Source organism: Devosia sediminis, assembly GCF_016411825.1.
Lineage (GTDB): Bacteria > Pseudomonadota > Alphaproteobacteria > Rhizobiales > Devosiaceae > Devosia > Devosia sediminis.
Genome location: NZ_JAEKMH010000005.1, coordinates 33,790 through 59,189 on the forward strand (window position 1 = coordinate 33,790; position 25,400 = coordinate 59,189).

The following is a 25,400-nucleotide window of genomic DNA, read 5'->3' on the forward strand; positions in this document are numbered from 1 at the left end:
CCGAGCGTAGCTCTCATGGCCTTCTCGCCTCAAATCACGCCACCGGCGTGATTTGTCCTTCGGAACGGCTCGAAGTCAGTACAGCATGTCGGGCAGCCAGGTGATGAGCTGCGGGAAGAAGAACAGGCTGATCAGCGCGATGATCTGGAGGATCACGAAGGGCACGACACCGCGATAGATCATGCCCGTGGTGACGCGCGAGGGTGCGACGCCGCGCAGGTAGAAGAGGGCAAAGCCGAAGGGCGGGGTCAGGAAGCTGGTCTGCAGGTTCACGCCCACCATGACGCCGAGCCAGATCGGATCGACGTCGAGCGCCAGCAGCACCGGCGCGGTGATCGGGATGACGATGAAGATGATCTCGAACGTGTCGAGGATGAACCCGAGGAGGAACATCACCAGCATGACGATGATGATGGCGCCCACAGCGCCGCCCGGCATGGACGAGAGGAATTCGTGCACCAGGTTGTCGCCGCCCATCATGCGGAAGACGATGGAGAACACCGCCGCGCCAAAGAGGATGATGAACACCATAGAGGTGATGGTGGCGGTGGAAATGACGGCCTGCTTGAGGATGCCGAAATTGAGCTTGCCGCGCAGCAAAGCGAGGAGCAGGGCGCCGACCGAGCCGACCGAGGCGGCTTCGGTGGGGGTGGCGATGCCGGCCAGGATCGAGCCGAGCACGGCGACGATCAGCAGCAGCGGCGGGATCAGCGCGACGACGACTTCGCGCCAGAGATGCGCCTTTTCGCTTTCCGGCACCGGGGTGGCGGGAGCGGACGTCGGGTCCAGCCAGGCCTTGACGATGACATAGGCTGCATAGATCGCCACAAGCAGCAGGCCGGGGATGATGGCGCCGGCAAAGAGCGCGCCGACCGAAACCGGCTCAGGGGCAAAATTGCCCTTTTCCATCTGGACCTGGGCGTTGATGCCCGACAGCATGTCGCCCATGAAGATCAAGACGGTCGAGGGCGGAATGATCTGGCCCAAAGTGCCCGAGGCGCAGATGACGCCGGTGGCGAGCTTGGGGTCGTAGCCGGCGCGCAGCATGGCGGGCAGCGAGATCAGGCCCATGGTGACCACGGTGGCGCCCACCACGCCGGTCGATGCGGCAAGCAGGGCGCCCACCACGATCACCGAGAGGGCGAGGCCGCCGCGCAGGTTGCCGAACAGCTTGCCCATGGTGAGCAGCAATTGCTCGGCAATGCCGGAGCGTTCGAGCATGACGCCCATGAAGACGAAGAGCGGCACTGCGACCAGCACTTCATTGGTCATGAGGCCGATATAGCGGCCAGCCAGCGAGCCATAGTTGGACGGGTCATAGACGCCCAGCCACCAGCCGACGAGGCCGAAGAGAATGGCGGTGCCGGCCAGCGAGAAGGCGACCGGAAATCCGAGCATGAGGACGCCGATGACGCCCACGAACATAAGGGCGGCGAGGATCTCGCCGATAAGGACGGGATCCATCAGTGAACTTCCCTCGTGTCTTCAGTGGGGTAGCGCAGGCCGGGCGGCAGCAGTTCTTCGCGGTTGGCGAGAACCAGGATGGCGCGGCAGGCCATGGCTATGCCCTGGAGACCGACGAGAACCGCAAAGACGATGATGAAGCTCTTGAGAACGAAGAGCCCCGGCATGCCGCCGATATTGGCCGAGCCCTCGTGATAGCCCCAGGAGCGGGCCACGGCAGGGTAGCAATAGTGGAAGACGACATACATGAAGGGCAGGAGGAAGACGACGACACCGAAGAGGTCGGCCATGGCCTTCCGCCGGATCGGGGCCGGGCGGTAGAAAATGTCGACGCGGACATGATCGTCGCGCAGCAGCGCAAAACCGGCGACGCCCGTGAACATGGCGCCGGCGACCCAGACGTAGAGGTCCTGAACCCAGAGGGTGGACGTGTTGAAGAAATAGCGCTGCACCACAACGGTGAAGCACACCAGCACGCAAACCAATGCGAGCCACGACAAAACCTGTCCGACGAGCCAGTTGATGGCACTGATCCCGCGGACCAGGAATGCAAGTCCCTGCAACGGAATTCCCCCTATTTCCCCTAGCGCCGCGCCTTGCCGGCGCTGGCGGTGTACTCCAGTTGCGATTGAACACCATCCAGCAAACCGGTCAACACGATATCGGCGCGCTTCGACAGGAGGGAGGCGGAGCTGGCGGGGCAGCAGAATATTCCGGCGGTGCCCACGCTCTACAAAAACTGCGGGGTCGGAAGCAATAACGCGCGTTAATCGGGGGCGCGGAATGTAATGGGGAATAACAGTAATATTATTTTGTCGGTGGCTGCGTTCAGGGTATCTCGCCTGTCAAGGACACCACTCTAACTGCCAGAATGGCCGCGCCACCCCCATATGATCGAAAGCGACACCTGGACGCCTGAACGCGCTTTGTTCAAGGCCGTCACTGCCAATGCCAATATTCTTGCCTGGGCCACCCAGGCAGATGGCTCCTGTTACTATCTCAGCCCGCAATGGTACCAGTTCACCGGGCGCATTCCGGGGGAATCCGAGGGCTTCAACTGGCTCATGTCCCTGCATCCCGGAGAGGTCATGCGCGTCAGCCAGGCCTTCTTCGATGCCAATGAACGGCAGGTCGCCTATGTGGTTGCCTATAGGCTGCAATGCGCGGACGGCAGTTTTCAGCCGGTATCGGCTGTCGGCCTGCCCAAGTTCAACCTGGCAGGGGTGTTCGAAGGGTTCTTCGGCATCGTCTGTCCTCTGTCGCAGTCCATGGCCGAGGGTGGCATGGTCATCCACCATTCGCGACCCGCGCAACCGGCACTCACACCGCGGGAACGCGAAGTGCTCCGGCTGATCGCTGAGGGCCAGACGACCGAAGTGATCGCCGTTTCGCTCGGTATCGCATCCAGAACGGTCGAGGCGCATGTGAGCAATGCGGGCCTCAAGCTGGGCGGTGTCAACCGGGCGCACACGGTCGCCAAGGCTATACGCTTTCAGGAGATCTAAGGCCCGCAAAGCGGTCGATTCGTCGAGCAAACGGGTCGTGTTTTGGCCTTGCGGATTTCCGCAAGGGCGCGAAGGTCGAGGCCGCCAGGATGCAGAGGACTTCTAGTCCAAATCCACAATAGTTCAGGGGTCTTCCTTCCGCCACGATACTTACGCGGAAAAGAAGGGGGGCGACATTGAACAAGTACACACTCAAGCAGAACAGACATCGTCTGGTACATGTCATCGACACAGACCGGGCCAGGCGCGAGAACCTGACCCTGCTCTTCCGGCTCGAAGGCTACGAGGCCATGTCGTCGTCTTCGGAAGCGCAGTTCGTCGAGCGGAGGGACAGGCGACCACCCGATGTCGTCGTGATCAACATGCGATTGGGCGTGGATAACGGGCTGACGCTGCTCCGGCACGTCAAGGCCAGCTATCGCGGCACAATGGCGGTGATGATCGGCGACGCACCCAGCACCGACACAGTGGTGGCGGCGATGAAACTGGGAGCGGTCGATGTGCTGGCCATCCCGGTCGACCACGAAAACCTGCTAAGGGTCGTGCGCGAGGGGTTGCAGGCGGATGTTCACTTCCATGCCGCCAAAGGCGGACGCCGCGCGGTCGACGTGCTGGGCTTCAGCGAGTTGACCTCGCGCGAGCGCGAGGTGCTGCAGATGGTGGCCGACGGCCAGTCCAACAAGGAAACCGGACGGGCGCTCAAGATTTCGCCGCGCACCGTGGAAGTGCACCGGGCACGGGTCATGGCCAAACTTGGAGCGCGGAACGCGGCCGACCTGATGCGGATCGTGCTCACCACCTGATCTCTCCTCCGTTTCGGCGAACCGGCAGGACCCTATGCACATCCTGATTTGACAAATTGATTTGTCTATTGGAGTGTGGGGCCGGGAGTGGTCATGGCCGGTACTGAGCAGACAGCACTGATCGAGGATGCGGACCGGGCGCTGCTGGCGCTGTCGCCGGTCAAGCGCCGCCTGCTCGAAGCGCTGCGCGAGCCGGGTTCGGCGGCCAGTCTTGCCAAGCGCCTGGATATGCCGCGCCAGCAACTGGGCTATCACCTGCGGGCGCTGGAAGCGGCTGGCCTGGTCAGGCTGGTTGAGGAGCGGCGCCGGCGCGGGTTCACCGAGCGGGTCCTGGTTGCGGCGGCCGGTGCCTTCGTGCTCGATCCGGCCCTCCTGGGCGGTGCAAGGCACGCGGCGCAGGACCGTCATGCCGCCGAGCACCTGGTGGAAGCCGCCGGCACGGTGGTGCGCGAAGTGACGCGGATGCGCGGCGCGGCCGAGGCCGCGGGCCAGCGCCTTCTCACCCTCACCATGGAAGCCGAGCTCGGCTTCGAGAGGCCACAGGATTTCGAGGATTTCGCCAAGGCCCTGGGCGAGGCCGTCGCGGAAGTGGCGACGCGCTACCGGCCCGGCCAGGGCAAGAAGGGCTATCACCTGATGCTGGGGGTCCATCCTGCGGTCGCCGGCACCTCAACCAAACCGATCAACTAGGGACTGTCCGAATGAGCGAGAAATCCGATGCCCGTCAGGTCGTGGTCGACATCACCATTGCGGCGCCCATCGAAGCCGTCTGGGAAGCGTTGCGCGACCCCAAACTGATCAAGACCTGGTTCGGCTGGGACGCGCCGAGCCTGGCCGACGAAATCAAGTTCATCTTCATCGACCATGCCACGCCGGACGAGGCGCGGCGCGTGGTGCAGTTCGGGGAGTGGGAAGGGTCGAGCGACGCCATCGAACTCACCCAGACCGGTGGGGGCACGCGGCTGCGGCTGATGCGCTCCGGCGGCGCACCGCTCGATTGGGACGGCGTCTACGAGGACATTCGCGAGGGCTGGGTCAACTTCTTCCAGCAGTTGCGGCTGGCGCTGGAGCTGCATGAGGGCGAGGGGCGGAGGACCATCTATCTGTCCGGCGCGGCAAAGCCAGGCGTGGGTGAACCAAGTGCAGAACTGGGTCTTGATGGGCCCATCGCCTACAAGGCCGGGCGGCCCTATACCGCGTCGCTGGCGCCTGGCCTCAACGCCCGCGGCCTCGTCTGGTACACAACGCATTACCAGACCGGCCTCGTGGTCGAGCAGTTCGGCAACGGGCTGATCGTGGTGTCCGACATGGGCGTGTCGCCCAAACGGCCCAATGGCGGGGGCTCGGTGCTGATTACCACCTATGGCCTGTCGGATAGCGAGTTCGCGACGCTGGAAACGCAGTGGAAGGGCTGGTGGGACGAGCGCTATGGCAAGGCGGAGGAGTAGAAGCTCATCCCCCACCATTGTTGCCAAACTTGAGCCAGCCGGCCACCACGCTCACCAAAGCCATCAGAGTTTTGGGCCAGTGGCTGGATGGAGGTGCAGGTGGAGGCGGGTTGTTGATAACGACCACAATCGGACGTTGCAGGCGACGGACACGGCGGCTGTTGGTTCCCATTCTTGGGCTCCGAAACGTTGCGATGCTTAGGGCTTGAACTATTTTTGGTGCAGGAGTCTCGGACCAACTACGCCGGCGTGTAATGAGCGTGGTTGTTTGCTGTGAACACTGTGAACTACGGGGAATGAGGTTTTCCTCACTCGACGCCACCTGGCGCTGATTCTCCTGGATCACGCATAGCTGACGTTATCGTGGTGGGCTTGCCGGGATAGGCGCGGGATGCTTTAGGAGCGCAGACTTTCTCCGCAGTGTCGGACCCCCACCCAACCTCCCCTTGAAGAAGGGGAGGGCGACGGGCCGATTGTTCAGTTCAGGCCGCCTCCATGATCCGTCTCGAATCCATTTCCAAGCAGAACGGCAAGCAGATCGTCTTCATCGAAGCGTCGGCGTCGCTGCAAAAGGGCGAGAAGATCGGGCTGGTGGGCCCCAATGGCGCGGGCAAGACGACGCTTTTTCGCATGGTCACCGGCGAGGAAGCGCCGGATGAAGGCCAGGTCTCGGTCGATCGCGGCGTCTCCATCGGCTATTTCAGCCAGGATGTCGGCGACATGGAGGGCAAGCCTGTCGTTGCCGAGGTGATGAACGGGGCCGGGCCGGTCAGCGAGCTGATGGCAGAAATGGCCGTACTGGAAGCCGACATGGCCGATCCGGACAAGGCCGACGAGATGGACGCCATCATTGAACGCTATGGTGAGGTGCAGGGGCGATTCCAGGAACTGGACGGCTATTCGCTCGATGGCCGCGCCCGCGAAGTGCTCGCCGGCCTCGGCTTTTCCAATGAGATGATGGATGGCGATGTCGGCGCGCTCAGTGGGGGCTGGAAGATGCGCGTGGCTTTGGCCCGCATCCTTCTCATGAAGCCCGACGTGCTGCTGCTCGACGAACCCTCCAACCACCTCGATCTCGAAAGCCTGATCTGGCTCGAGAACTTCCTCAAGGGCTACACCGGCGCGCTGCTGATGACCTCGCATGACCGCGAGTTCATGAACCGCATCGTCAACAAGGTGCTCGAGATCGATGCCGGCACGCTGACGAGCTATACCGGCGACTACGATTTCTACCAGGCCCAGCGCGAGATCGCCGACCGGAACCAGCAGGCGCAGTTCGAGCGGCAGCAGGCCATGCTAGCCAAGGAAATCGCCTTTATCGAGCGGTTCAAGGCGCGCGCCAGCCATGCGGCGCAAGTGCAGAGCCGGGTGAAGAAGCTCGACAAGATCGACCGTGTCGAGCCGCCCAAGCGGCGGCAGGTCATTGCCTTCGAATTCCGCCCGGCACCGCGTTCGGGCGAGGACATCGTGCGTGTCGAAGGGGTCAAGAAAGCCTATGGCAGCCGGACTATCTATGACGGGCTCGACTTCCATGTGCGGCGGCGCGAGCGCTGGTGCATCCTCGGGGTCAATGGCGCGGGCAAGTCGACGCTGCTCAAGCTCGTGGCCGGCGCCTCGGACCCGGATGCCGGCTCGGTATCGCGAGGCCCGAGCGTGAAGCTGGGGTATTTCGCCCAGCACGCCATGGATGTCATCGATGGCGACATGACGATTTTCCAAACGCTGGAAGCTGCCTTTCCCCAGGCCGGACAGGCGCCGCTGCGGGCATTGGCGGGATGCTTCGGCTTTTCGGGCGACGATATCGAGAAGAAATGCCGCGTGCTGTCGGGCGGCGAAAGAGCGCGCCTGGCCATGGCTCTCATCCTGTTTGACCCGCCGAACTTCCTCGTGCTCGACGAGCCGACCAACCACCTCGACATCCAGACCAAGCAGATGCTGATCGAGGCGCTGAGCAATTTCGAGGGGACGATGCTGTTTGTCAGCCACGACCGACATTTCCTCGCCGCGCTTTCCAACCGCGTGCTGGAGCTGACGCCGGAAGGCGTCCATGCCTATGGCGGCGGCTATAGCGAATATGTCGAGGCCACCGGCCAGGAAGCGCCGGGCCTGAGGAGCTGAGGCAACTCGACGGCGGCGGAAGAAACCTGATAGACAGGCGCAACTCCAAGCGCAGGTCAGCCAAATTCTCCGTCCCGCCTATTTCGTCCTCGGCTGCCTCCTCGTCGCGCTCGGCATTATCGGGGCCTTTGTGCCGCTGATGCCGACGACGTCGTTCCTGATCCTGGCTGCATGGTGTTTTGCCCGCTCGTCGCGGCGGGCGGAGGCATGGCTGCTCAATCACAAGCGGTTCGGCCCGGCCATTCGCGCCTGGCGCGAAAGCGGGGCGATCGCCCGGCGGCACAAGCTTTATTCGCTGGGTGGCATGACGCTGGGCTTTGCCATGTTCTGGTTTACGGCCAAGCCCGACTGGTGGCTCGCGCTTCTGGTCGCGGCCGTGTTGCTGGCCATTGCGGCCTTTGTGGTGACCCGGCCGGAGCCCGTTCAGCCGCAAAGCTGATCACTTTTTGCCCGCGGGGCCGTTTCGAGAACGATTGCAGTGCCTTGCCCGGTTGACCGCACGGGGGCAGATGGTCACGGTGCGCAAAAGCACCGGCAGAAGCGCGGGCAGGAGACCAGGACATGGACGACTTTTCCGCCGCGCTGACCAGTTGTGACCGCGAGCCCATCCATATTCCCGGCGCCATCCAGCCCTTCGGAGTGATGCTGATTGTCGACGATCAGGATGTGGTCGTGGGCGAAGCAGGCAGTCCCGTTGCCGTGCTCGGGGAAAGTCTCGAACGCCTGATCGGCAAGCCGGGCAGCGCGATCGCGCCGGGACTGCCGGCATCCGGTATCCTGGTTGTGGGTGAAGTCTCGTTCAACGGCGGGATCAAGGACTGCGTGGCCTATCGCAGCGGCGCGCACCTGGTGGTCGAGCTCACCGACAAGACGCCGGGCGAAATGCTCGATGCCGCATTTCTCGCCCAGATCGAGACACTGGGCGGCTGGCTGGAACAATCCACCAATCTTGAAGACCTCAGCACCCAGGCGGCCAAGGTGTTCCAGGAGCTGACCGGCTATAGCCGGGTAATGGTCTATCGCTTCATCGATGGCGATGCCGGCGTCGTGCTGGGCGAGAGCATTTCGGACGACTCATCGAGCTTTCTCAACCATCACTTTCCTGCTTCGGACATCCCCAAGCAGGCGCGGGCGCTCTATGTGCGCAACAAGGTGCGGGTGATCGCCGATGTGCATTATACGCCCGCGCCGGTGCGCAGCGCCTCGACCGACCTCAGTGAGATCGACATGAGCGATTCCACCGTGCGCAGCGTATCGCCGGTGCATCTGCAATATCTCAAGAATATGGGTGTCGGGGCCTCTGCCTCGATGTCGATCGTCAATGACAACATGCTCTGGGGCCTCATCGCCTGCCATCACCACGAGCCCCGGCCGATGTCGCTGACGACGCGGCTGGCCTGCCAGGCGGTGGCGTCGGCGCTGGCGCGTCAGGTCAAGGCACGCGACGACCGGCAACTGTTCCGCGAACGCATTCGCCTGCGTGGACAGGAAGACGTGGTCGTGGCGCGGCTCGGCTCGGACGAGCGACTGGTGGATTTTTTCGCCGGCTCGGGCAATGAACTGGCCGGCCTGCTGCAGGCCGACGGCTTTGCGGCCGTGCAGGGCAAGGATCTTTTCTGCATCGGCAAATGCCCGGCGGAGGCGCAAGTGCGCGCTGTCGCCGAATTTGTGCGTGAGCCGGGCGCCATCCGGCCGATCGTGACCAGCAGCCTCGGCGGCATGCTGCCCGAAGCCAAGGTTTATGCCGATGTGGCCAGTGGCCTTCTAGCCGTTACCATGTCGACCGAAGTGCCCACCATTCTCATGTGGTTCCGCGCCGAACAGTTGCAGGTGGTGAAATGGGCCGGCAACCCGCACAAGGACGTCGCCCACTCGCCCGATGCGCAATTGCAGCCGCGTACGTCGTTCGAGGCCTGGTCCGAAAGCGTCAAGGGTCGCTCGAGCGAATGGACGCATGCCGAGGTGGAATCGGCGCAGCGCATCGTCCGGCTCATGCTCGAGGCGCGCAACAACCGGCGCATGCGCCAGCTCAATCGCGAACTGACCACGAGCCTGCGGGAAAACCAGATCCTGGTCGAGCAGAAGGACTATCTGCTCAAGGAAGTGAACCACCGCGTGCAGAACAGCCTGTCGCTGGTGGCGGCCTTCCTGAGAATGCAGGGCCGCACCGCCGGCCCCGAGGCGCGCGAGCAACTTGAAGCCGCCGAACAGCGGCTCATGGCGGTCGGGCTCGTCCATCGCCGGCTCTACCAGGATGACAGCGTGCGGGTGGTGGACCTGTCGCGCTATCTGACGGAACTGGTGGCCGAACTGCAGACCAGCCTCGATGATGGCTGGAGCGACACTCTCGAAACCGATCTGGCGCCGGTGCTGATCAGCACGGACAGAGCTGTGCGGGTGGGTCTCGTGGTCAACGAACTCATCACCAACGCCACGAAATACGCCTATGACGGACGGCCAGGACCGCTCCATATCAGGCTCGACCAATTCCGCGACAGTCTGCGCCTCGTCGTGTCCGACCGTGGCAAGGGGCCGGCCGCCGAGACGCAGGGGACCGGGTTCGGGTCGCGCATGCTGGCGTCGCTGGTGCAGACCCTGAGCGGTACGATCGAGCGCGAGGACAACCGGCCCGGGCTCAAGGTGTCGCTGACGGCGCCGGTCATGGAACCCATGCCGGTAACGCCCGACCCGGACTAGGCTCACCTTCGCGGAACCGTCGTCCCTCTGGCGGCGGCTCGGGCGAAGGTGCTATGCAGCCGCCCGAATGAGTGCTCGGGGAGGAATGGCATGTTCGTGGTGGGTGGCGAAAGCCTGATTGATCTGGTGCCGGTTTCGGCCGCCGAGAATGCTGAGCGCATGGCGCTGGCCGGCGGGTCACCGTTCAACTGTGCCATTGCGCTGAGCAAGCTGGGCAATGACACCGGCTTTCTCTGCCCCATCAGCCAGGACGAGTATGGCGACCTGCTGCTCAGGCCGCTTGCCGAGGCGGGTGTCGAGGTTCTTCTCAAGGACAGGGTGCCCGAGCCGACGACCAAGGCTATCGTCAGCTTCAACCAGAAGATGCAGGCGAGCTACGTGTTCGAGCGCCATGCCGACCGCGCCTTTACCCGCGAGGGGCTGCTGGCGGCGCTGCCGCAGACCGTCGAGCTCTACCAGATCGGTGGCTTTTCGCCGATCCGGGCCGACGATGCCGCCATCTGGATGGCCGTGGTCGAAGCCGTGGCGGCGCGCGGCGCCGCCATCTCCATCGACATCAATGTCCGGGACAAGCTGATCGACGATGAGGCCGGATATCGGACCCGTCTCAGTGCCTTCCTCGATACGGCGCACCTGGTCAAGCTTTCTGAGGAAGATCATGACTGGCTGATGCCTGATATGAGCATCGAGGACCATGCGGCGCAATTGCTGGCGCGGCAGAACTGCGAACTTGTGGTGGTGACGCTGGGCGAACACGGCAGCCGGGCCTTTACCCAGGCGGGCAGCGCGACGGCGCCGATCTATGCGCCGCCGGTCTTCGGCGACACGGTGGGCGCGGGCGACAGCCTGATGGCGGGCATTCTCACCTGGCTGAATGAAGCGGGCGCGCTGAAGCCGGGCGCCTTGGGCGGGCTCGATGGTGCGCAGCTTGAACAGATGCTGCGCTTTGGCGCCGTGGTGGCCGGGATCAATTGCGGCCGCAAGGGCTGCCAGCCGCCCAACCGAGCCGAAGTCGACGCCGTGCTCGGCGTTTAATCCCGGGAAAAGCGCTAACATTTCCGTCAGTTGCCAGCCGCATGCGGCTCTGCTCTGATCCCGCGCAAGGCAGAGGGCGTCGACATGCGGAAAAGCTGGTTTGCATTGTTAGCACTCACGGTGCTGGGTGCGGCAGGGGCGGTGTATTTCCTCAAGCCTGTCACGGGACCCGCGCGCGACCTGACGCTGACCGGCGATGCAGAGCGCGGCGCCTATCTCATGCGCCTTGGCGGCTGCGTCGCCTGCCACACCAATGCCGCAGCCGGTGGCGCGGAACTGGCGGGTGGCGTCGGGCTCGTCACCCAGTTCGGCACCTTCGTGCCGCCCAATATCACGTCGGATCCGGATGCGGGCATCGGTGGCTGGACCGTGCAGCAGTTCTCCGATGCTATGAGCAATGGCATGGGGCCGCAGGGGCACCTCTACCCGACCTTTCCCTATGAAAACTACACGCTGATGAGCGATCAGGAGATCGTCGATCTCTATGCGGCGCTGATGGCAACCGAGCCGGTGCCGACGCCCGCGGCGGCAAGCGACATCCCGTTCCCCTTCAACATCCGGCTGGCCATGGCGGGCTGGCAGAACCTCTTCTTCCGTCCGGCGCGGTTCGAGCCGGAGGCCGGACGGGACGAGATCTACAATCGCGGCAAGTATCTGGCCTATGGCCCGGCCCATTGCGTTGCCTGCCATACGCCGCGCAATGCGCTCGGCGCCCTGGAATGGGATCAGGCCCTGACCGGGTCCCCCGGTGGCACCGGCGGACGCGCTCCCGCGCTGGCCGCAGCCGCGCTGACCGACGAGGGTTATGACGTGCCGACGCTGGTGCAGACGCTCAAGGACGGGTTCACGCCTGGCTTTGACGTGCTGGGCGGGTCGATGGCCGAGGTGATCACCGATTCCACGTCGCATTGGACCGACGAGGACCTGACGGCGCTGGCCACCTTCCTCCTGACGGAGTGATCAGGCCCCGGCGCGGATGGCGAGGGCTTCCCCCAAAGTCATTTCCGTGTGGTGTTCCCAAGCCTCGCTTGGCTCAGGAAAATCGGTGCGGAAATGGCCGCCGCGGCTTTCCGTGCGTTTGAGGGCGGCAGCGGCGACCAGGGTGGCCGAAGTGGTCATGTTGAGATAGGCCGACGTGACCTGTTCGGCCGTGATTTCGAGATGGGCGATGCGGCGAAGGGCTTGTTTCAGTCCATCGGCATCGCGCTCAACGCCGACGAGGTCGGTCATCACCTGGCGCAGGTCCTGCACGGCCACGGTATTGCGCAGCACCGTCTCGGCCCGGTTGCCCTCTTTCTCGTCCCATTCGATGCCCTTGAACGGCGCCAGGTCGCGCTGTGGCTCGAGCCCGCCAATGTCCTCGGCGATGCGGGCGCCATAGACCACGGCTTCGAGCAAGGAGTTGGAGGCCAGGCGATTGGCGCCATGGAGGCCGGTGCAACTAGCCTCGCCGCAGACCCAGAGGCCGGGTAGGGAGGAGCGGCCGCGCTCGTCGACCTTGACGCCGCCCATGTGGAAATGCGCGGCCGGGGTCACCGGGATCATCCCTGCCACCGGGTCGATGCCGGCATCGTGGCAGTATTTTGAAACGGTGGGGAAGCGGGTGAGAATGCTCTCGCCAAGGGCTGCGCGGGTATCGAGGAAGACTTGGCGGCCCGACTGGATCTGGCGGAAATTGGCGCGGGCGACAACGTCGCGGGGGGCCAGTTCCGCGTCGGGGTGGATGGCGGGCATGAAGCGCTCGCCGAGGTCATTGACGAGAATGGCGCCTTCGCCGCGCAGGGCTTCGGTGGCCAGCGGGGCCGGATCGGCATTGGTCAGAATGGCGGTGGGGTGAAACTGCACGAATTCGGGATCGGCGATGACGGCGCCGGCCCGTGCCGCCATGCCCATGGCGTGGCCGCGCACGCCGGGCGGATTGGTGGTGACGGCATAAAGCCCGCCCAGCCCGCCGGCCGCGAGCACGGTGGCGCGGGCGCGGATGAAGATAGGCTCGGAATAGCGATCACCGAGCCTGCGGCAGTAGACGCCGACGATGCGGCCATTATCACGGGCGAGGCTGAGGGCCGTAATGCCCTCGACGACGCGGATCGACGGCGTCCTGCGCACCTGGGCGATGATGGCCTGCATGATGGCCCAGCCGGCGCGATCGCCCTCGACCTTGACGATACGATTGGCCGAGTGGGCGGCTTCGCGGCCAAGCTCGAAATTGCCGAAATCGTCGCGGTCGAAAGGCGTGCCCCAGCGCGCCAGGTCCTCGATGCGCGCCACGGCTTCAGCGGTGACGCTTTCGGCTATGCCATGATCGACAATGCCCGCCCCCGCCATTTCGGTGTCTACGGCATGGGCATGGGACGAGTCGCCCTTGCCGATGGCAGCGGCGACGCCACCTTGCGCCCAGGCGGACGAAGCGCCCGTGCCGAGCGGCTTGGGTGAGAGCACGGTGACCGGTCGCGGCGCGAGCTTGAGCGCGGTGAAGAGGCCGGCAAGGCCAGCGCCGACGATGAGGGCACCATCGGCGTTCAGCGTGTTGTCAAAGGTGGTCACAGGCTCCTCCCTGGGATGGGAGGGGCATACAAGGCAAGCCAGTGGCTTGCAACATCCGACACCCCTCCCCAGCTTTGCTACGGCCCATTCGGGCCAAGGGTCGCTACCCTCCCCTCAAGGGGGAGGGTGACGAAGGAGCCGTGTCATCGAAGATCAGGCCGAGTAGGCCTTGACGTTCTGGCGCTGTTCGCCGAGGCCTTCGATGCCCAGATGCATGACATTGCCGGGCTGGAGCCAGACGGGATTGGGCTTGATGCCCATGCCGACGCCGGGCGGGGTGCCCGTGGTGATGACGTCGCCGGGCTGCAGGCTCATGAAATGGCTGACATAGGAAACGATCTTGGCGACGCCGAAGATCATCGTCCGGGTCGAGCCGTTCTGGTAGCGGTGCCCGTCGACTTCAAGCCACATGGCGAGGTTCTGCGGGTCGGGTACTTCGTCCCTGGTCACGAGCCATGGGCCGATGGGACCAAAGGTGTCGGCGCCCTTGCCCTTGTCCCAGGTGCCGCCGCGCTCGGTCTGGAAATGCCGCTCGGAGACGTCATTGCAGACGCAATAGCCGGCTACATGATCCATGGCATCGGCTTCCTCGACATAGCGGGCTTCCTTGCCGATGACGATGGCCAGCTCGACTTCCCAATCGGGCTTGATGGCGTTCTTGGGGATGATGACATCGTCATTGGGGCCGATAATGGCGCTGGTCGCCTTCATAAAGATGATCGGCTCTTCCGGGATCTTGGCGCCGGTTTCGGCGGCATGGTCGGCATAGTTGAGGCCGATGCAGATGAATTTTCCCACGTTTGCCACGCAGGGGCCGATGCGCTCGGCGGCGGAGAGGGCGGGGAGAGCGTTGAGGTCGGTGGCGGCGATTTTCGCGAGACCCTCGGGCAGGAGGGTGGCGCCGCCGATATCGGAGACGACGCCGGAGAGGTCGCGGATCGTGCCGTCAGAGGCGAGAATGGCGGGCTTTTCAGCGCCCTTGGCGCCGACGCGAAGCAGTTTCATTGCGGTCTCTCCCTGGTTCAGGCCGATGCGGGGCGGATGACGCCCTTCTTGAGAATGATATTGCCATAAAGGCGCGCTTCGCCGGTCTGGATGACGGCGGCGGCCTTGCGGGCGCGGTCGTAAAAGGCGAAGCGCTCGATGGTGGAAAAGCCCTGGCCGGGTTCGTGGCGGGCCAGGAGGGCCTTGAACTCCCCAAAGATCGGCGGTTCCGCAGTCAGGTCGCCGACCACGGCCATGCTGATGGCGGCTTCGTCGACAAAATCGTCGAGCGGCATGACGGTGAGGATCGCGTCCACGATATCGGTGGCGGAAATGCCGTCGGCGCGGATCACCAGCGGCCCCAGAAATTCAGCCGGAAAATTGGCGTCGGCAATGACGATCTCGTCACCATGGCCCATGGCGCGGAGCGTGGAGAGCAGTTCGGGGCCAAGGAGGGGCGGGATGTTTTTCAGCATGTTTGGTCTCTATGTTCTCTTGTTCTCGCGTTGCCGAAGCGCAAAACCGTTGCCACTTTTGCTGGCAACGCTCGGTGTGTCAGCCGAAGGGAAAGTCGTTGTCTTCGGCGGTGAAGTCATGGCCATCGGCAAAGAGCGAAGGACGCTCCTGGGCGAAGGCAAAGAGCTCGATCATGACCGCGTCGATATGGGCGCGGATGGCGCGGGCCGCCTGGGCCTGATCCTGCGCCAGGATGCCGTCGAAGATCGCCTGGTGCTCGGCAATGGTGTCGGCGAGGCGGCGCGGGGTGATGATCAGGCGGCGGGCGCGGTCGAGATTGGCGCGGGCCTTGTCGATGATCGCCTTGACCTTGGTCAGCCGCATGGAGCGGAAGATGATGTCGTGGAATTCGACGTCAATCTGGTGAAAGGTTTCGGCATCGTCGCGTGAGGCGGCTTCGCGCTGCGCTGCCATATTTGCGTGGAGCGCGGCGATGACATCGGCGTCGCGCTTGCCGATCAATACGCGCAGGGCCTCGCTTTCGAGGCCTTTGCGGATCAGCATGTATTCGCGGACGTCGGCGATCTTCACGAGGGAAACGGTGGAGCCGCGCTGGGGGGCGATGTACACCAGACCTTCATCGGCCAGGCGCGCCAGGGCTTCGCTGACCGGGAAGCGGGAGACGCCGAGCTGGGCACAGATGGCCGACTTATCGAGCGTAGTGCCGGGCGGCAAAGCCAGGGTGACAATGCCGTGGCGCAGGGCATTGGTGACGTCCACGGTGACCGTGCCACGCGAGAAATCGCCCGATTGGCCGAGAAATTGGTAGGGACTGGCTTCCGTTTTCATGCTAACATGTTAGTTAGTGTGGCGTTGAATGACAATGCCGGTCCTCCCGTTTGCGGCTGCAATCTGGAGAGAAAAACCGGCGGCGTAAAGCGCCCGAACCACTGCCAGGACCCCCTTGATGAACGAACATGTCATCCAGCCGCAAGGCAAAACGCTCGTGCTCAATGCCGCCGACAATATCGGCGTGGCGCTGGCCAATCTCGACGTCGGCACCGAGACCGCGCAGGGCGTGAGCATCGTCCGCCGCGTGCCGCGCGGGCACAAATTCGCGGTCCGTCCCATAGCGGCGGGCGAGGCGGTGATGAAGTTCGGGCAGATCATCGGTTTTGCCAAGGAAGGCATTCCCGCCGGCGACTGGGTGCACGAGCACAATTGCGGCATGGGCGGCGCCGATGGCTCGCTGACGCATGACTATGCCTTTGCCGAAGGCGCGGTGCCGGTCGAGATGCTGGCCCCCGCCCAGCGCGCGACCTTCGAGGGCTATCGCCGCGCCAATGGCGATGTGGGGACGCGCAACTATGTGGGCATCCTCACCTCGGTGAATTGCTCCGCGACGGTCGCAAAATTCATGGCCGAGGCCATCAACAAGTCGGGCATTCTCGACGACTATCCGGAAATCGACGGCGTCATTCCCTTCGTGCACGGCACGGGCTGCGCCATGGATCTGACGGGCGAGGGCTACCAGATCTTCCGCCGCACGCAGTGGGGCTATACGTCAAACCCGAACCTGGGCGCGGCGCTGCTAGTGGGCCTGGGCTGCGAGGCCTTCCAGATCGACAAGATGAAGGAAGCCTACAATCTCAAGGAAACCGACACCTTCCAGACCATGACGATCCAGGAGATCGGCGGGACGCGGAAGATGATCGATTGGGGTGTCGAGAAGATCAAGGACATGCTGCCGATCGCTGCCAAGGCGCGGCGCGAAACGGTAGACGCATCGCACCTGACGCTGGCGCTGCAATGCGGTGGCTCGGATGGCTATTCTGGCATCACCGCCAACCCGGCATTGGGCGTGGCGGCCGATATCCTGGTCGAGAATGGCGGCACGGCCATTCTTTCGGAAACGCCGGAAATCTACGGCGCCGAACACCTGCTCACCCGCCGCGCCGTCAACCGCGACGTGGGCGAAAAGCTCATCGAGCGCATCAAGTGGTGGGAAGACTATACGGGCCGCAATGGCGGCGAGATGAACAACAATCCCTCTCCGGGCAACAAGCTGGGCGGTCTCACCACCATTCTGGAAAAGTCGCTGGGCGCAGCGGCCAAGGGCGGCACCACGCCGCTGACGGCAGTTTATGAATATGCCGAAAAGGTCACCGAGAAGGGCTTCGTGTTCATGGACACGCCCGGCTTCGATCCGGTCTCGGCCACGGGCCAGGTGGCGGGTGGCGCGAACATCCTCGCCTTCACCACGGGCCGTGGTTCGGCCTATGGCTGCAAGCCGGTGCCGTCGATCAAGCTGGCCACCAATTCGGACATGTATGCGCGCATGACCGAGGACATGGACATCAACTGCGGCGATATCGTCGAAGGGGTGAGCATCGAGGCCAAGGGTCGCGAGATTTTTGATCTCATGCTGCGGGTGGCGTCCGGCGAGGAGACCAAGTCGGAAGCCTTGGGTTATGGCGACAATGAATTTGTGCCGTGGCAGGTCGGGGCGGTGATGTAGTTCCGGGCCGAGCGCTTTGCGCAAAATCTCTCCGGTGGAGAGATTTTAGGCGAGGAGGCCATGAGAGCTGCGCTCGAATGGCGGTCGGCAGATAGCGCGACACCCCCACCCTGCTCGATAACGGACTTAGCAAACGCTAAGTCCTATCTCGCTTCCCTCCCCTCAAGGGGGAGGGTGGCAGGAGCCGATGGTCAGCTTTCCACGAACCGCACCTTGCCGATATGGGGTAGGTTGCGGTTGCGCTGGGCGTAGTCGATGCCGTAGCCGACGACGAATTCGTCGGGGATGTCGAAGCCGATCCAGCGGGCGGGGACTTGGGCCTCGCGGCGGCTGGGCTTGTTGAGCAGGGCGCAGACTTCCATGCGGCGCGGATGGCGCGTCTCGAGGATTTCGAGCACGTGCTTGAGCGTGTGGCCGGTGTCGATGATGTCTTCCACCACCAGCACGTCGCGGCCGGCAATCTCGCCGCGCAGGTCCTTCAGAATGCGCACTTCGCGGCTCGATTCCATGCCGTCGCCGTAGGACGAGGCTGCGAGGAAATCGACCTCGACCGGCAGATCGATCTCGCGCACAAGGTCGGCGATGAAGATGAACGAGCCGCGCAGGAGGCCGACGACCACGAGCTTGTCGGTATCCCTGAAGGTCTCGGTGATTTCGGCGGCCAGTGCCTCGACGCGGGCGGCAATGGCCTTGGCGGAGATCAACTGGTCCACGATGTAGGGCGCTTGGGGCATGGGCAACTCGTCCGGAACGTTCAGGCGCAGTTGAAGCATCGCTGGATTGCCCGGACAAGCCGGGCAATGAGGTAGACCCGAAATATCGGGGGAACTCCGTCGCTGAGGCCACCGTTGGCGGCGGGCAGTTGCTTTGGAGTTTACCCATGCTCGACGCAATCCACACCTGGGACAGGCCGATCACCATCACGCTCGGCGGCGAACAGCTCGTGGTCCACACCCCGACGCAGGCCCGCAATATCCTGCTGATGGACTGGCCGACGGAGCGCACCGACAAGCACAAGATCGCCAGCGACCTGTGCCTGGCGGCCATGGAGGGGGCGGCGCCAGAGGCATCGTGGCTGGCCTTCATGGACGTGGCGCTGGAGGCGGGGATTTTCGTGGAGTGAGGGGTGAGGCGCTGACCTCCCCTAACCTTCCCCTGAAGAAGGGGGAGGGACTGATCGAGTGCGTCGATAATGCGCGCAATCCTGGTGAAAGTCAGGGCCCAGCTTGGGACGCCTGAAGCAGGAATGCGGACCAACCAGGCGCTGGCATGATCCCTCAGCGCTCGTCACCACCCGGCTTGTCCGGGTGGTCCATTCTTCCGCAAGATGGATTGCCCGGACAAGCCGGGCAATGACGGCTTCTGGAAGAACAGAGGTTCCCCGCTTTCGCGGGGGTGACACTGGATGGTGTGGTGAGGTCGGCGGACTTTGGCTTGCCCTCGGGTCAAGCCCGAGGGCGGGCCGAGCGTGTGGCTACTACCTCGGCAGATCTGTCTTGCCCATGAGATCGAAATCGATCGAGCGGGCGGCCTGGCGGCCTTCGCGGATGGCCCAGACGACGAGGGACTGGCCGCGGCGCATGTCGCCGGCGGCGTAGACCTTGTCGACGGTGGTCTTGTAGCTCATCGTATCGGCAAAGAGATTGCCGCGCTTGTCGTACTGGGCGCCGAGCTCGGTGAGCATCCCCTCCTGCACCGGACCGGCAAAGCCGATGGCGAGCAGGACGAGATCGGCCTTGATGATGAATTCGGTGCCCGGAATGGCCTGACGCTTGCGATCGACGCGGGCGCATTCGACGCCGGTGACGTGACCCTTGTCGTCGCTGATGATCTTCATCGTGCCGGCGGAAAATTCGCGGATGGCGCCTTCGGCCTGCGAGGACGAGGTGCGCATCTTGACCGCCCAGTTTGGCCAATTGCTGAGCTTGTTTTCCAGTTCCGGCGGCATGGGGCGCACGTCGAGCTGGGTGACGGCAATGGCGCCCTGGCGGAAGCTGGTGCCCACGCAGTCCGACGCAGTGTCGCCGCCGCCCACGACCACGACATGCTTGCCGGCAGCCGAAAGCTGGAATTCGCCCGAGACATCCTCTCCGCCGACGCGGCGGTTCTGCTGCACGAGGAAGGGCATGGCGAAGTGGACGCCAGCAAAGGTCTTGCCCTCGACATCGACATCGCGCGGCTTTTCGGCGCCACCGGCCAGCAGCACTGCGTCATGGTCGCGCTGCAGATCGGACAGCGGCGTGGTGACGCCGACATTGACGCCATAGTGGAAGGTGACGCCCTCGGCTTCCATCTGCTCGACGCGGAAGTCGATATGGTCCTTTTCCATCTTGAAGTCGGGAATGCCATAGCGCATGAGGCCGCCCGCCTTGGGCTCGCGCTCATAGACGTGGACATCGTGGCCGGCGCGGGCGAGCTGCTGGGCGGCAGCAAGGCCGGCCGGGCCGGAGCCGACCACCGCAACGCGCTTGCCGGTCTTCGTCGCCGGCACCTGCGGCTTGATCCAGCCGGACTTGATGGCCCGGTCGGCAATGGCCTGCTCGACGGTCTTGATGGCGACCGGCGTGTCCTCGAGGTTCAGCGTACAGGCTTCCTCGCAGGGAGCGGGGCAGATGCGGCCGGTGAATTCGGGGAAATTGTTGGTGGAATGGAGGTTGCGGGCAGCCTCTTCCCAGTCGCCGTTATAGACGAGGTCATTCCAGTCGGGGATCTGGTTGTGCACCGGGCAGCCGGTATCGCCATGGCAGAACGGAATGCCGCAATCCATGCAGCGCGCCGCCTGGTCGACCACCTGCGCCTCGCGCAGCGGAATGGTGAATTCGCCGAAATGGCGGATGCGATCGGAGGCCGGCTCGTAGCGGGGCTCTTCGCGTTCGATTTCGAGAAAGCCGGTAACCTTACCCATGGCTCTGCTCCTTGGAATTCTGGATCGGAGCCTGTGGCTCCTGCGCACCCTCCCCCTTGAGGGGAGGGCTGGGGAGGGGGTGGTCTTGTGGTCCGCTGACGGACCCCCACCCTCGGTCCCTCCCCTCAAGGGGGAGGAAGGCGACGGAGCCGCCGGACGGGTGAAGCATCATCATTCTGCCGCCGCCATGCCCATGCCCGCACGCTTCTTTTCCATCTCCTTGATGGCGCGGCGGTATTCGAGCGGCATGACCTTGACGAATTTGGGTCGCATCTCGGCCCAGTTGTCGAGGATCTGCTTGGCCTTGGTCGAACCGGTATAGTGCAGGTGGTTCGAGATGAGTTGGTGCAGGCGCTCGTCGTCATGCTTGGTCATGTCGCCGGAAATGTCGACGCGGCCATGCCATTCGAGATCGCCACCATGGTGGTGGATCTTGCGCATGAGGTCTTCTTCCTCCTGCACCGGTTCGAGATCGACCATGGCGAGGTTGCAGCGCGACCGGAAGGTCTCGTCCTCGTCGAGCACATAGGCGACGCCGCCCGACATGCCCGCCGCGAAGTTGCGGCCGGTCTTGCCGATGACGACGACGAGGCCGCCGGTCATGTATTCGCAGCCATGGTCACCCGTGCCCTCGACCACGGCAATTGCGCCCGAATTGCGCACCGCGAAGCGTTCGCCGGCGACGCCGCGGGCATAGAGTTCGCCGGCGGTAGCGCCATAGAGCACCGTGTTGCCGACGATGATCGAGTTTTCGGGGACGAAAGTCACCTTCTCGGAGGGGCGCACGACGATGCGGCCGCCGGAAAGGCCCTTGCCGACATAGTCATTGGCGTCGCCGATCATGTCGATGGAGATGCCCTTGGCGAGGAAGGCGCCGAAGGCTTGGCCGGCCGTGCCGCGGAGGGTGATCGAGACCGTGTCCTCGGGGAGGCCATTGTGGCCGTACTTCTTGGCCAGGGCACCCGAGAGCATGGCTCCGGCCGAGCGGTCGCGGCTGCGGATGGGCAGCTCGATCTGCACGGCCTTGCCGCCTTCGAGAGCAGGCGCGGCCAGTTCGACCAGCTTGCGATCGAGCACGGCTTCGAGGTGATGGTTCTGCGTTTCCGAGTGGTAGAGCGTGTCGCCGCCCAGCGGCTCGGGCTTGTAGAACACCTTGGAGAGGTCGATGCCTTCGCTCTTCCAGTGGTCTTCGGCGCGACGCTGATCGAGCAGGTCGGAGCGGCCGATCAGTTCGTTGAGCGTCCGCGCGCCAAGCTGGGCAAGGAGGCCCCGCAGCTCTTCGGCGACATAGAAGAAGTAGTTGATGACGTGCTCGGGCGTGCCCTTGAAGCGCTTGCGCAGCACCGGGTCCTGGGTGGCGACGCCAACCGGGCAGGTGTTGAGATGGCACTTGCGCATCATGATGCAGCCGGCCGCGATCAGGGGGGCAGTCGAGAAGCCGAACTCGTCGGCGCCGAGCAGGGCACCGATGAGGACGTCGCGGCCGGTCTTGAGGCCACCATCGACCTGGAGGCGGACGCGCGAGCGGAGACGGTTGAGCACCAGGGTCTGGTGCGTTTCGGCGAGGCCGATTTCCCAGGGTCCGCCGGCATGCTTGAGCGAGGTCAGCGGCGAGGCGCCGGTGCCACCGTCATAGCCCGAGATGACGATATGGTCGGCGCGCGCCTTGGCGACGCCGGCGGCAACCGTGCCGACACCGACTTCGGACACGAGCTTGACCGAGATGTCGGCCGCTTCATTGACGTTCTTGAGGTCGTAAATGAGCTGGGCGAGATCTTCGATCGAGTAGATGTCGTGATGCGGCGGCGGGGAGATGAGGCCCACGCCGGGCGTCGAGTGACGGGTCTTGGCGACGATCCAGTCGACCTTGTGGCCGGGCAACTGGCCGCCTTCGCCGGGCTTGGCGCCCTGCGCGACCTTGATCTGGATCTGGTCGGAATTGACCAGGTATTCGGTGGTGACGCCGAAGCGGCCGGACGCCACCTGCTTGATGGCAGAGCGCAGCGGGTTCTGCGAGCCATCGGCCAGGGGCTTGTAGCGATCGGGCTCTTCGCCGCCTTCGCCGGTGTTGGACTTGCCGCCAATCCGGTTCATGGCGATCGCCAGGGTCGTGTGCGCCTCGCGGCTGATCGAGCCGAAGCTCATGGCGCCGGTGACGAAACGGCGGACGATCTCGGCCGCGCTCTCGACCTCGTCGAGGGCGACGGGCGCGCCGACGGGCTTGATGTCGAAGAGGTGGCGGATGGCGAGATAGCCGTTTTCGCCCGAGTTCACGCGGGCAGCAAAGCTGTCATAGCGCTCCTGGGCGGTTTCCGGGCTTTCCTCGGCCGTGCGCACGGCGTGCTGCAGGTCGGCCACGACATCGGGCGACCAGGCATGCTTTTCGCCACGGATGCGGTAGGCGTATTCGCCGCCCACATCGAGCGCCTTCCTCAGCACCGCATCGTCGCCAAAGGCGTCGGCGTGGCGGCGGACGGTTTCCTCCGAGACTTCGGCCAGGCCTACGCCCTCGATCGAGGTGGCGGTGCCGAAGAAGTACTTCTTCACGAAATCGGTGTTGAGGCCGATGGCGTCGAAGATCTGCGCGCCGCAATAGGACTGGTAGGTCGAAATGCCCATCTTGGACATGACCTTGAGAAGGCCCTTACCCACCGACTTGATGTAGCGGTAGACCACTTCGTCGGCCGAGACTTCGGGCGGATATTCACCTTCGGCGTGGAGCGCGGCGAGCGCCTCGAAGGCGAGATAGGGGTTGATCGCTTCGGCGCCATAGCCGGCGAGCATGGCGAAATGGTGCATTTCGCGGGCTTCGCCGGTTTCCACCACGAGACCCGAGGAGGTGCGCAGACCCTTGCGGATCAGGTGGTGATGGACGGCGGCCGTCGCCAGCAGCGCCGGGATGGCGATACGGTCGGCGGCGACGAGGCGGTCGGACAGGATGATGATGTTGTATTCGCCGGCAATGGCGGCCTCGGCCTGCTGGCTGATGCTTTCCAAAGCGGCTTCCATGCCTGCCGCGCCGGTATCAGCGGGGTAGGTGATGTCGATGGTCAGCGTCTTGAACTGGTTGGTGTCCATGTCACCAATGGCGCGGATCTTTTCGAGATCCTCGTTGGTGAGAATGGGCTGACGCACTTCGAGGCGCTTTTCGCGGCTCGAGCCTTCGAGATCGAGAATGTTCGGACGCGGGCCGATGAAGCTCACCAGCGACATGACCGATTCCTCGCGGATCGGATCGATCGGCGGGTTGGTGACCTGCGCGAAGTTCTGCTTGAAATAGGTGTAGAGGAGCTTGGACTTGTTGGAGAGCGCCGAGATCGGCGTGTCCGTGCCCATCGAGCCGACGGCTTCCTGGCCGGTCGTGGCCATGGGCGCCATCAGGAGCTTGATGTCTTCCTGGGTATAGCCAAAGGCCTGCATGCGATCGAGCAGCGATTCCGAGCTCTTGGGGGCCTGCGGCTCGGTGGGCGGCAGGTCTTCGAGCACGATCTGCGAGCGGGCGAGCCATTCGGCATAGGGGTTCTTCGTCGCGAGCGCCTTCTTCACTTCCTCGTCGGAAATGATGCGGCCTTCTTCGAGGTCGATCAGCAGCATGCGGCCCGGCTGCAGGCGCCAGCGCTCGACAATGTCCTCGTCGGGAATATCGAGCACGCCGGACTCGGAGGCGAGGACCACGTGGCCTTCCTTGGTGACAAGGTAGCGTGCGGGCCGGAGGCCGTTACGGTCGAGGGTCGCCACGACATAGCGGCCATCGGACAGCGACATGGCGGCCGGACCGTCCCAGGGCTCCATGAGGGCCGCGTGATACTGGTAGAAGGCGCGACGCTCTTCATCCATCAGAGGATTGCCAGCCCAGGCTTCGGGGATCAGCATCATCGCGGCATGGGGCAGCGAATAGCCGCCGCGCACGAGGAATTCGAGCGCGTTATCGAAGCAGGCAGTGTCCGACTGGCCTTCATAGGAAATCGGCCAGATCTTGGTGATGTCGTCGCCGAACTTGGGCGAGGAGACTGAAGCCTGGCGGGCGGCCATCCAGTTGACGTTGCCACGGATGGTGTTGATCTCACCATTGTGGGTGGTCATGCGATAGGGGTGCGCCAGCTTCCAGGACGGGAAGGTATTGGTCGAGAAGCGCTGGTGCACCAGGGCAATGGCGCTTTCGAAGCTCTCGTCGTGGAGGTCGGTATAGAAGGCGCCGAGTTGGTCGGCGAGGAACATGCCCTTATAGACGAGCGTGCGCGCCGACATGGACACGACATAGAAGCCGTTGTCGCTGTCGCTCTCGGGAACTTCCTTATAGACGGTGTTGGAAATCACCTTGCGCACGATGAGGAGCTTGCGCTCGAACTCGTCGAGGCTGAGGCCATCGGGACGGGCAATGATCATCTGTTCGATGGCCGGCTGAGTGGCGATGACGCCTTCGGAAAGCTTGCTGTTATCGGTCGGGACGACGCGCTCGCCGAGCAGTTCGAGGCCTTCCTGCTCGAGGCAGCGGCGCACCACGGCCGCACAGCGATCGCGCAAAGCCGGGATGTTGGGATAAAAGATCATCGCCACGGCATAGGCGTGCTTTTCGGGCAGCGCGAAGGGTAGGACCTTGGCGAAGAAAGCGTGCGGGGTCTGCACCAGGATGCCGGCGCCATCACCCATCAGCGGGTCGGCGCCCACGGCACCGCGGTGTTCGAGGTTCTCGAGGATTTCGAGACCCTTCTCGACCACTTCGTGGCTGGGCTTGTTCTTGATGTTGGCGATCATGCCGATGCCGCAGGCGTCGTGCTCGTGCGCCGGGTCATAGAGACCCTGAGCTGCGGGGCGGCCAGTAACTCGCTTGCCATCCAGAATCAGGGTTTTGCGATTGGCTTGTTCCGTCTGGGCGGGAATTCCGGTCCGTACGTTTGCCATGGCTCAACCTCGTTCTGT

The 25,400-nt window shown here is 64.0% G+C and carries 20 protein-coding genes; 11 read left to right on the forward strand and 9 right to left on the reverse strand.

The window, feature by feature from the left end:
- Window positions 1-75: 75 nt before the first annotated feature.
- Window positions 76-1,464, reverse strand: a complete 1,389-nt coding sequence (locus JEQ47_RS18445; RefSeq protein ID WP_198877915.1) for a TRAP transporter large permease — start codon at window positions 1,462-1,464, stop codon at window positions 76-78.
- Window positions 1,464-2,027 (reverse strand): TRAP transporter small permease subunit, encoded by a 564-nt coding sequence (locus JEQ47_RS18450; RefSeq protein WP_198877916.1) that lies wholly within the window; start codon window positions 2,025-2,027, stop codon window positions 1,464-1,466. Before JEQ47_RS18450 ends, JEQ47_RS18445 begins: the two co-directional genes overlap by 1 nt.
- 327 nt (window positions 2,028-2,354) lie before the next feature.
- Here JEQ47_RS18450 and JEQ47_RS21115 point away from each other — a divergent pair, with 327 nt between their 5' ends.
- The 9 genes from JEQ47_RS21115 to JEQ47_RS18495 all read left to right on the forward strand — a co-directional run bounded on the left by JEQ47_RS21115 (window position 2,355) and on the right by JEQ47_RS18495 (window position 12,030).
- Window positions 2,355-2,969, forward strand: coding sequence for a LuxR C-terminal-related transcriptional regulator (locus tag JEQ47_RS21115; protein ID WP_198877917.1), 615 nt, complete (start codon window positions 2,355-2,357; stop codon window positions 2,967-2,969).
- Between the two features lie 176 nt (window positions 2,970-3,145).
- Window positions 3,146-3,772 (forward strand): response regulator transcription factor, encoded by a 627-nt coding sequence (locus JEQ47_RS20850; RefSeq protein ID WP_236020971.1) that lies wholly within the window; start codon window positions 3,146-3,148, stop codon window positions 3,770-3,772.
- Window positions 3,773-3,865: 93 nt separating this feature from the next.
- Window positions 3,866-4,462, forward strand: coding sequence for an ArsR/SmtB family transcription factor (locus JEQ47_RS18465; RefSeq protein ID WP_198877918.1), 597 nt, complete (start codon window positions 3,866-3,868; stop codon window positions 4,460-4,462).
- Between the two features lie 11 nt (window positions 4,463-4,473).
- Complete coding sequence (locus JEQ47_RS18470; protein WP_198877919.1) at window positions 4,474-5,220, forward strand: SRPBCC family protein; 747 nt, start codon at window positions 4,474-4,476, stop codon at window positions 5,218-5,220.
- Window positions 5,221-5,715: 495 nt separating this feature from the next.
- Window positions 5,716-7,338, forward strand: a complete 1,623-nt coding sequence (locus tag JEQ47_RS18475; RefSeq protein WP_198877920.1) for an ABC-F family ATP-binding cassette domain-containing protein — start codon at window positions 5,716-5,718, stop codon at window positions 7,336-7,338.
- A 64-nt stretch (window positions 7,339-7,402) separates the two neighbouring features.
- A complete protein-coding gene (locus tag JEQ47_RS18480) occupies window positions 7,403-7,777 on the forward strand; it encodes a YbaN family protein (RefSeq protein WP_198878044.1) in 375 nt (124 codons plus the stop codon).
- Between the two features lie 122 nt (window positions 7,778-7,899).
- The gene (locus JEQ47_RS18485; RefSeq protein ID WP_198877921.1) at window positions 7,900-10,035 is read left to right on the forward strand and encodes a histidine kinase dimerization/phosphoacceptor domain -containing protein; all 2,136 of its coding nucleotides are present in this window, start codon (window positions 7,900-7,902) and stop codon (window positions 10,033-10,035) included.
- Between the two features lie 90 nt (window positions 10,036-10,125).
- Window positions 10,126-11,070, forward strand: a complete 945-nt coding sequence (locus JEQ47_RS18490; protein WP_198877922.1) for a carbohydrate kinase family protein — start codon at window positions 10,126-10,128, stop codon at window positions 11,068-11,070.
- Between the two features lie 84 nt (window positions 11,071-11,154).
- Entirely contained in the window at window positions 11,155-12,030 is an 876-nt protein-coding gene (locus JEQ47_RS18495; protein ID WP_198877923.1) for a c-type cytochrome, read from the forward strand.
- Here JEQ47_RS18495 and JEQ47_RS18500 read toward each other — a convergent pair whose 3' ends face one another.
- The 4 genes from JEQ47_RS18500 to JEQ47_RS18515 form a co-directional block, all read right to left on the reverse strand.
- A complete protein-coding gene (locus JEQ47_RS18500) occupies window positions 12,031-13,617 on the reverse strand; it encodes an L-aspartate oxidase (protein ID WP_198877924.1) in 1,587 nt (528 codons plus the stop codon).
- 153 nt (window positions 13,618-13,770) lie between these two features.
- Complete coding sequence (locus JEQ47_RS18505; protein ID WP_198877925.1) at window positions 13,771-14,622, reverse strand: fumarylacetoacetate hydrolase family protein; 852 nt, start codon at window positions 14,620-14,622, stop codon at window positions 13,771-13,773.
- A gap of 17 nt (window positions 14,623-14,639) precedes the next feature.
- Complete coding sequence (locus tag JEQ47_RS18510; RefSeq protein ID WP_198877926.1) at window positions 14,640-15,077, reverse strand: RbsD/FucU family protein; 438 nt, start codon at window positions 15,075-15,077, stop codon at window positions 14,640-14,642.
- Window positions 15,078-15,156: 79 nt separating this feature from the next.
- A complete protein-coding gene (locus tag JEQ47_RS18515) occupies window positions 15,157-15,906 on the reverse strand; it encodes a GntR family transcriptional regulator (RefSeq protein ID WP_198877927.1) in 750 nt (249 codons plus the stop codon).
- Between the two features lie 118 nt (window positions 15,907-16,024).
- Here JEQ47_RS18515 and JEQ47_RS18520 point away from each other — a divergent pair, with 118 nt between their 5' ends.
- Complete coding sequence (locus tag JEQ47_RS18520; RefSeq protein WP_198877928.1) at window positions 16,025-17,575, forward strand: UxaA family hydrolase; 1,551 nt, start codon at window positions 16,025-16,027, stop codon at window positions 17,573-17,575.
- A gap of 191 nt (window positions 17,576-17,766) precedes the next feature.
- Here JEQ47_RS18520 and hpt read toward each other — a convergent pair whose 3' ends face one another.
- Complete coding sequence (gene hpt / locus JEQ47_RS18525; RefSeq protein WP_198877929.1) at window positions 17,767-18,309, reverse strand: hypoxanthine phosphoribosyltransferase; 543 nt, start codon at window positions 18,307-18,309, stop codon at window positions 17,767-17,769.
- Between the two features lie 146 nt (window positions 18,310-18,455).
- Here hpt and JEQ47_RS18530 point away from each other — a divergent pair, with 146 nt between their 5' ends.
- The gene (locus JEQ47_RS18530; protein WP_198877930.1) at window positions 18,456-18,698 is read left to right on the forward strand and encodes a DUF982 domain-containing protein; all 243 of its coding nucleotides are present in this window, start codon (window positions 18,456-18,458) and stop codon (window positions 18,696-18,698) included.
- 354 nt (window positions 18,699-19,052) lie between these two features.
- Here the strand turns inward: JEQ47_RS18530 and JEQ47_RS18535 are convergent, their stop codons facing one another.
- Window positions 19,053-20,480 carry a glutamate synthase subunit beta gene (locus JEQ47_RS18535; protein WP_198877931.1) on the reverse strand — a complete coding sequence of 476 codons (1,428 nt, stop codon included), beginning with the start codon at window positions 20,478-20,480 and terminating at the stop codon, window positions 19,053-19,055.
- A gap of 171 nt (window positions 20,481-20,651) precedes the next feature.
- Window positions 20,652-25,361: a glutamate synthase large subunit gene (gltB, locus tag JEQ47_RS18540; protein ID WP_503489117.1), complete on the reverse strand. Its 4,710-nt coding sequence runs from the start codon at window positions 25,359-25,361 to the stop codon at window positions 20,652-20,654.
- Window positions 25,362-25,400 lie beyond the last annotated feature (39 nt).

Coding starts and splice junctions, on each gene's coding strand:
- JEQ47_RS18470 (WP_198877919.1), top strand. CDS start 4,474: ATGAGCGAGAAATCCGATGCCCGTCAGGTCGTGGTCGACATCACCATT.
- JEQ47_RS18520 (WP_198877928.1), top strand. CDS start 16,025: ATGAACGAACATGTCATCCAGCCGCAAGGCAAAACGCTCGTGCTCAAT.
- JEQ47_RS18495 (WP_198877923.1), top strand. CDS start 11,155: ATGCGGAAAAGCTGGTTTGCATTGTTAGCACTCACGGTGCTGGGTGCG.
- JEQ47_RS18510 (WP_198877926.1), bottom strand. CDS start 15,077: ATGCTGAAAAACATCCCGCCCCTCCTTGGCCCCGAACTGCTCTCCACG.
- JEQ47_RS18530 (WP_198877930.1), top strand. CDS start 18,456: ATGCTCGACGCAATCCACACCTGGGACAGGCCGATCACCATCACGCTC.
- JEQ47_RS21115 (WP_198877917.1), top strand. CDS start 2,355: ATGATCGAAAGCGACACCTGGACGCCTGAACGCGCTTTGTTCAAGGCC.
- JEQ47_RS18475 (WP_198877920.1), top strand. CDS start 5,716: ATGATCCGTCTCGAATCCATTTCCAAGCAGAACGGCAAGCAGATCGTC.
- JEQ47_RS18445 (WP_198877915.1), bottom strand. CDS start 1,464: ATGGATCCCGTCCTTATCGGCGAGATCCTCGCCGCCCTTATGTTCGTG.
- JEQ47_RS18465 (WP_198877918.1), top strand. CDS start 3,866: ATGGCCGGTACTGAGCAGACAGCACTGATCGAGGATGCGGACCGGGCG.
- JEQ47_RS18515 (WP_198877927.1), bottom strand. CDS start 15,906: ATGAAAACGGAAGCCAGTCCCTACCAATTTCTCGGCCAATCGGGCGAT.
- JEQ47_RS18535 (WP_198877931.1), bottom strand. CDS start 20,480: ATGGGTAAGGTTACCGGCTTTCTCGAAATCGAACGCGAAGAGCCCCGC.
- JEQ47_RS18485 (WP_198877921.1), top strand. CDS start 7,900: ATGGACGACTTTTCCGCCGCGCTGACCAGTTGTGACCGCGAGCCCATC.
- hpt (WP_198877929.1), bottom strand. CDS start 18,309: ATGCCCCAAGCGCCCTACATCGTGGACCAGTTGATCTCCGCCAAGGCC.
- JEQ47_RS18490 (WP_198877922.1), top strand. CDS start 10,126: ATGTTCGTGGTGGGTGGCGAAAGCCTGATTGATCTGGTGCCGGTTTCG.
- JEQ47_RS18505 (WP_198877925.1), bottom strand. CDS start 14,622: ATGAAACTGCTTCGCGTCGGCGCCAAGGGCGCTGAAAAGCCCGCCATT.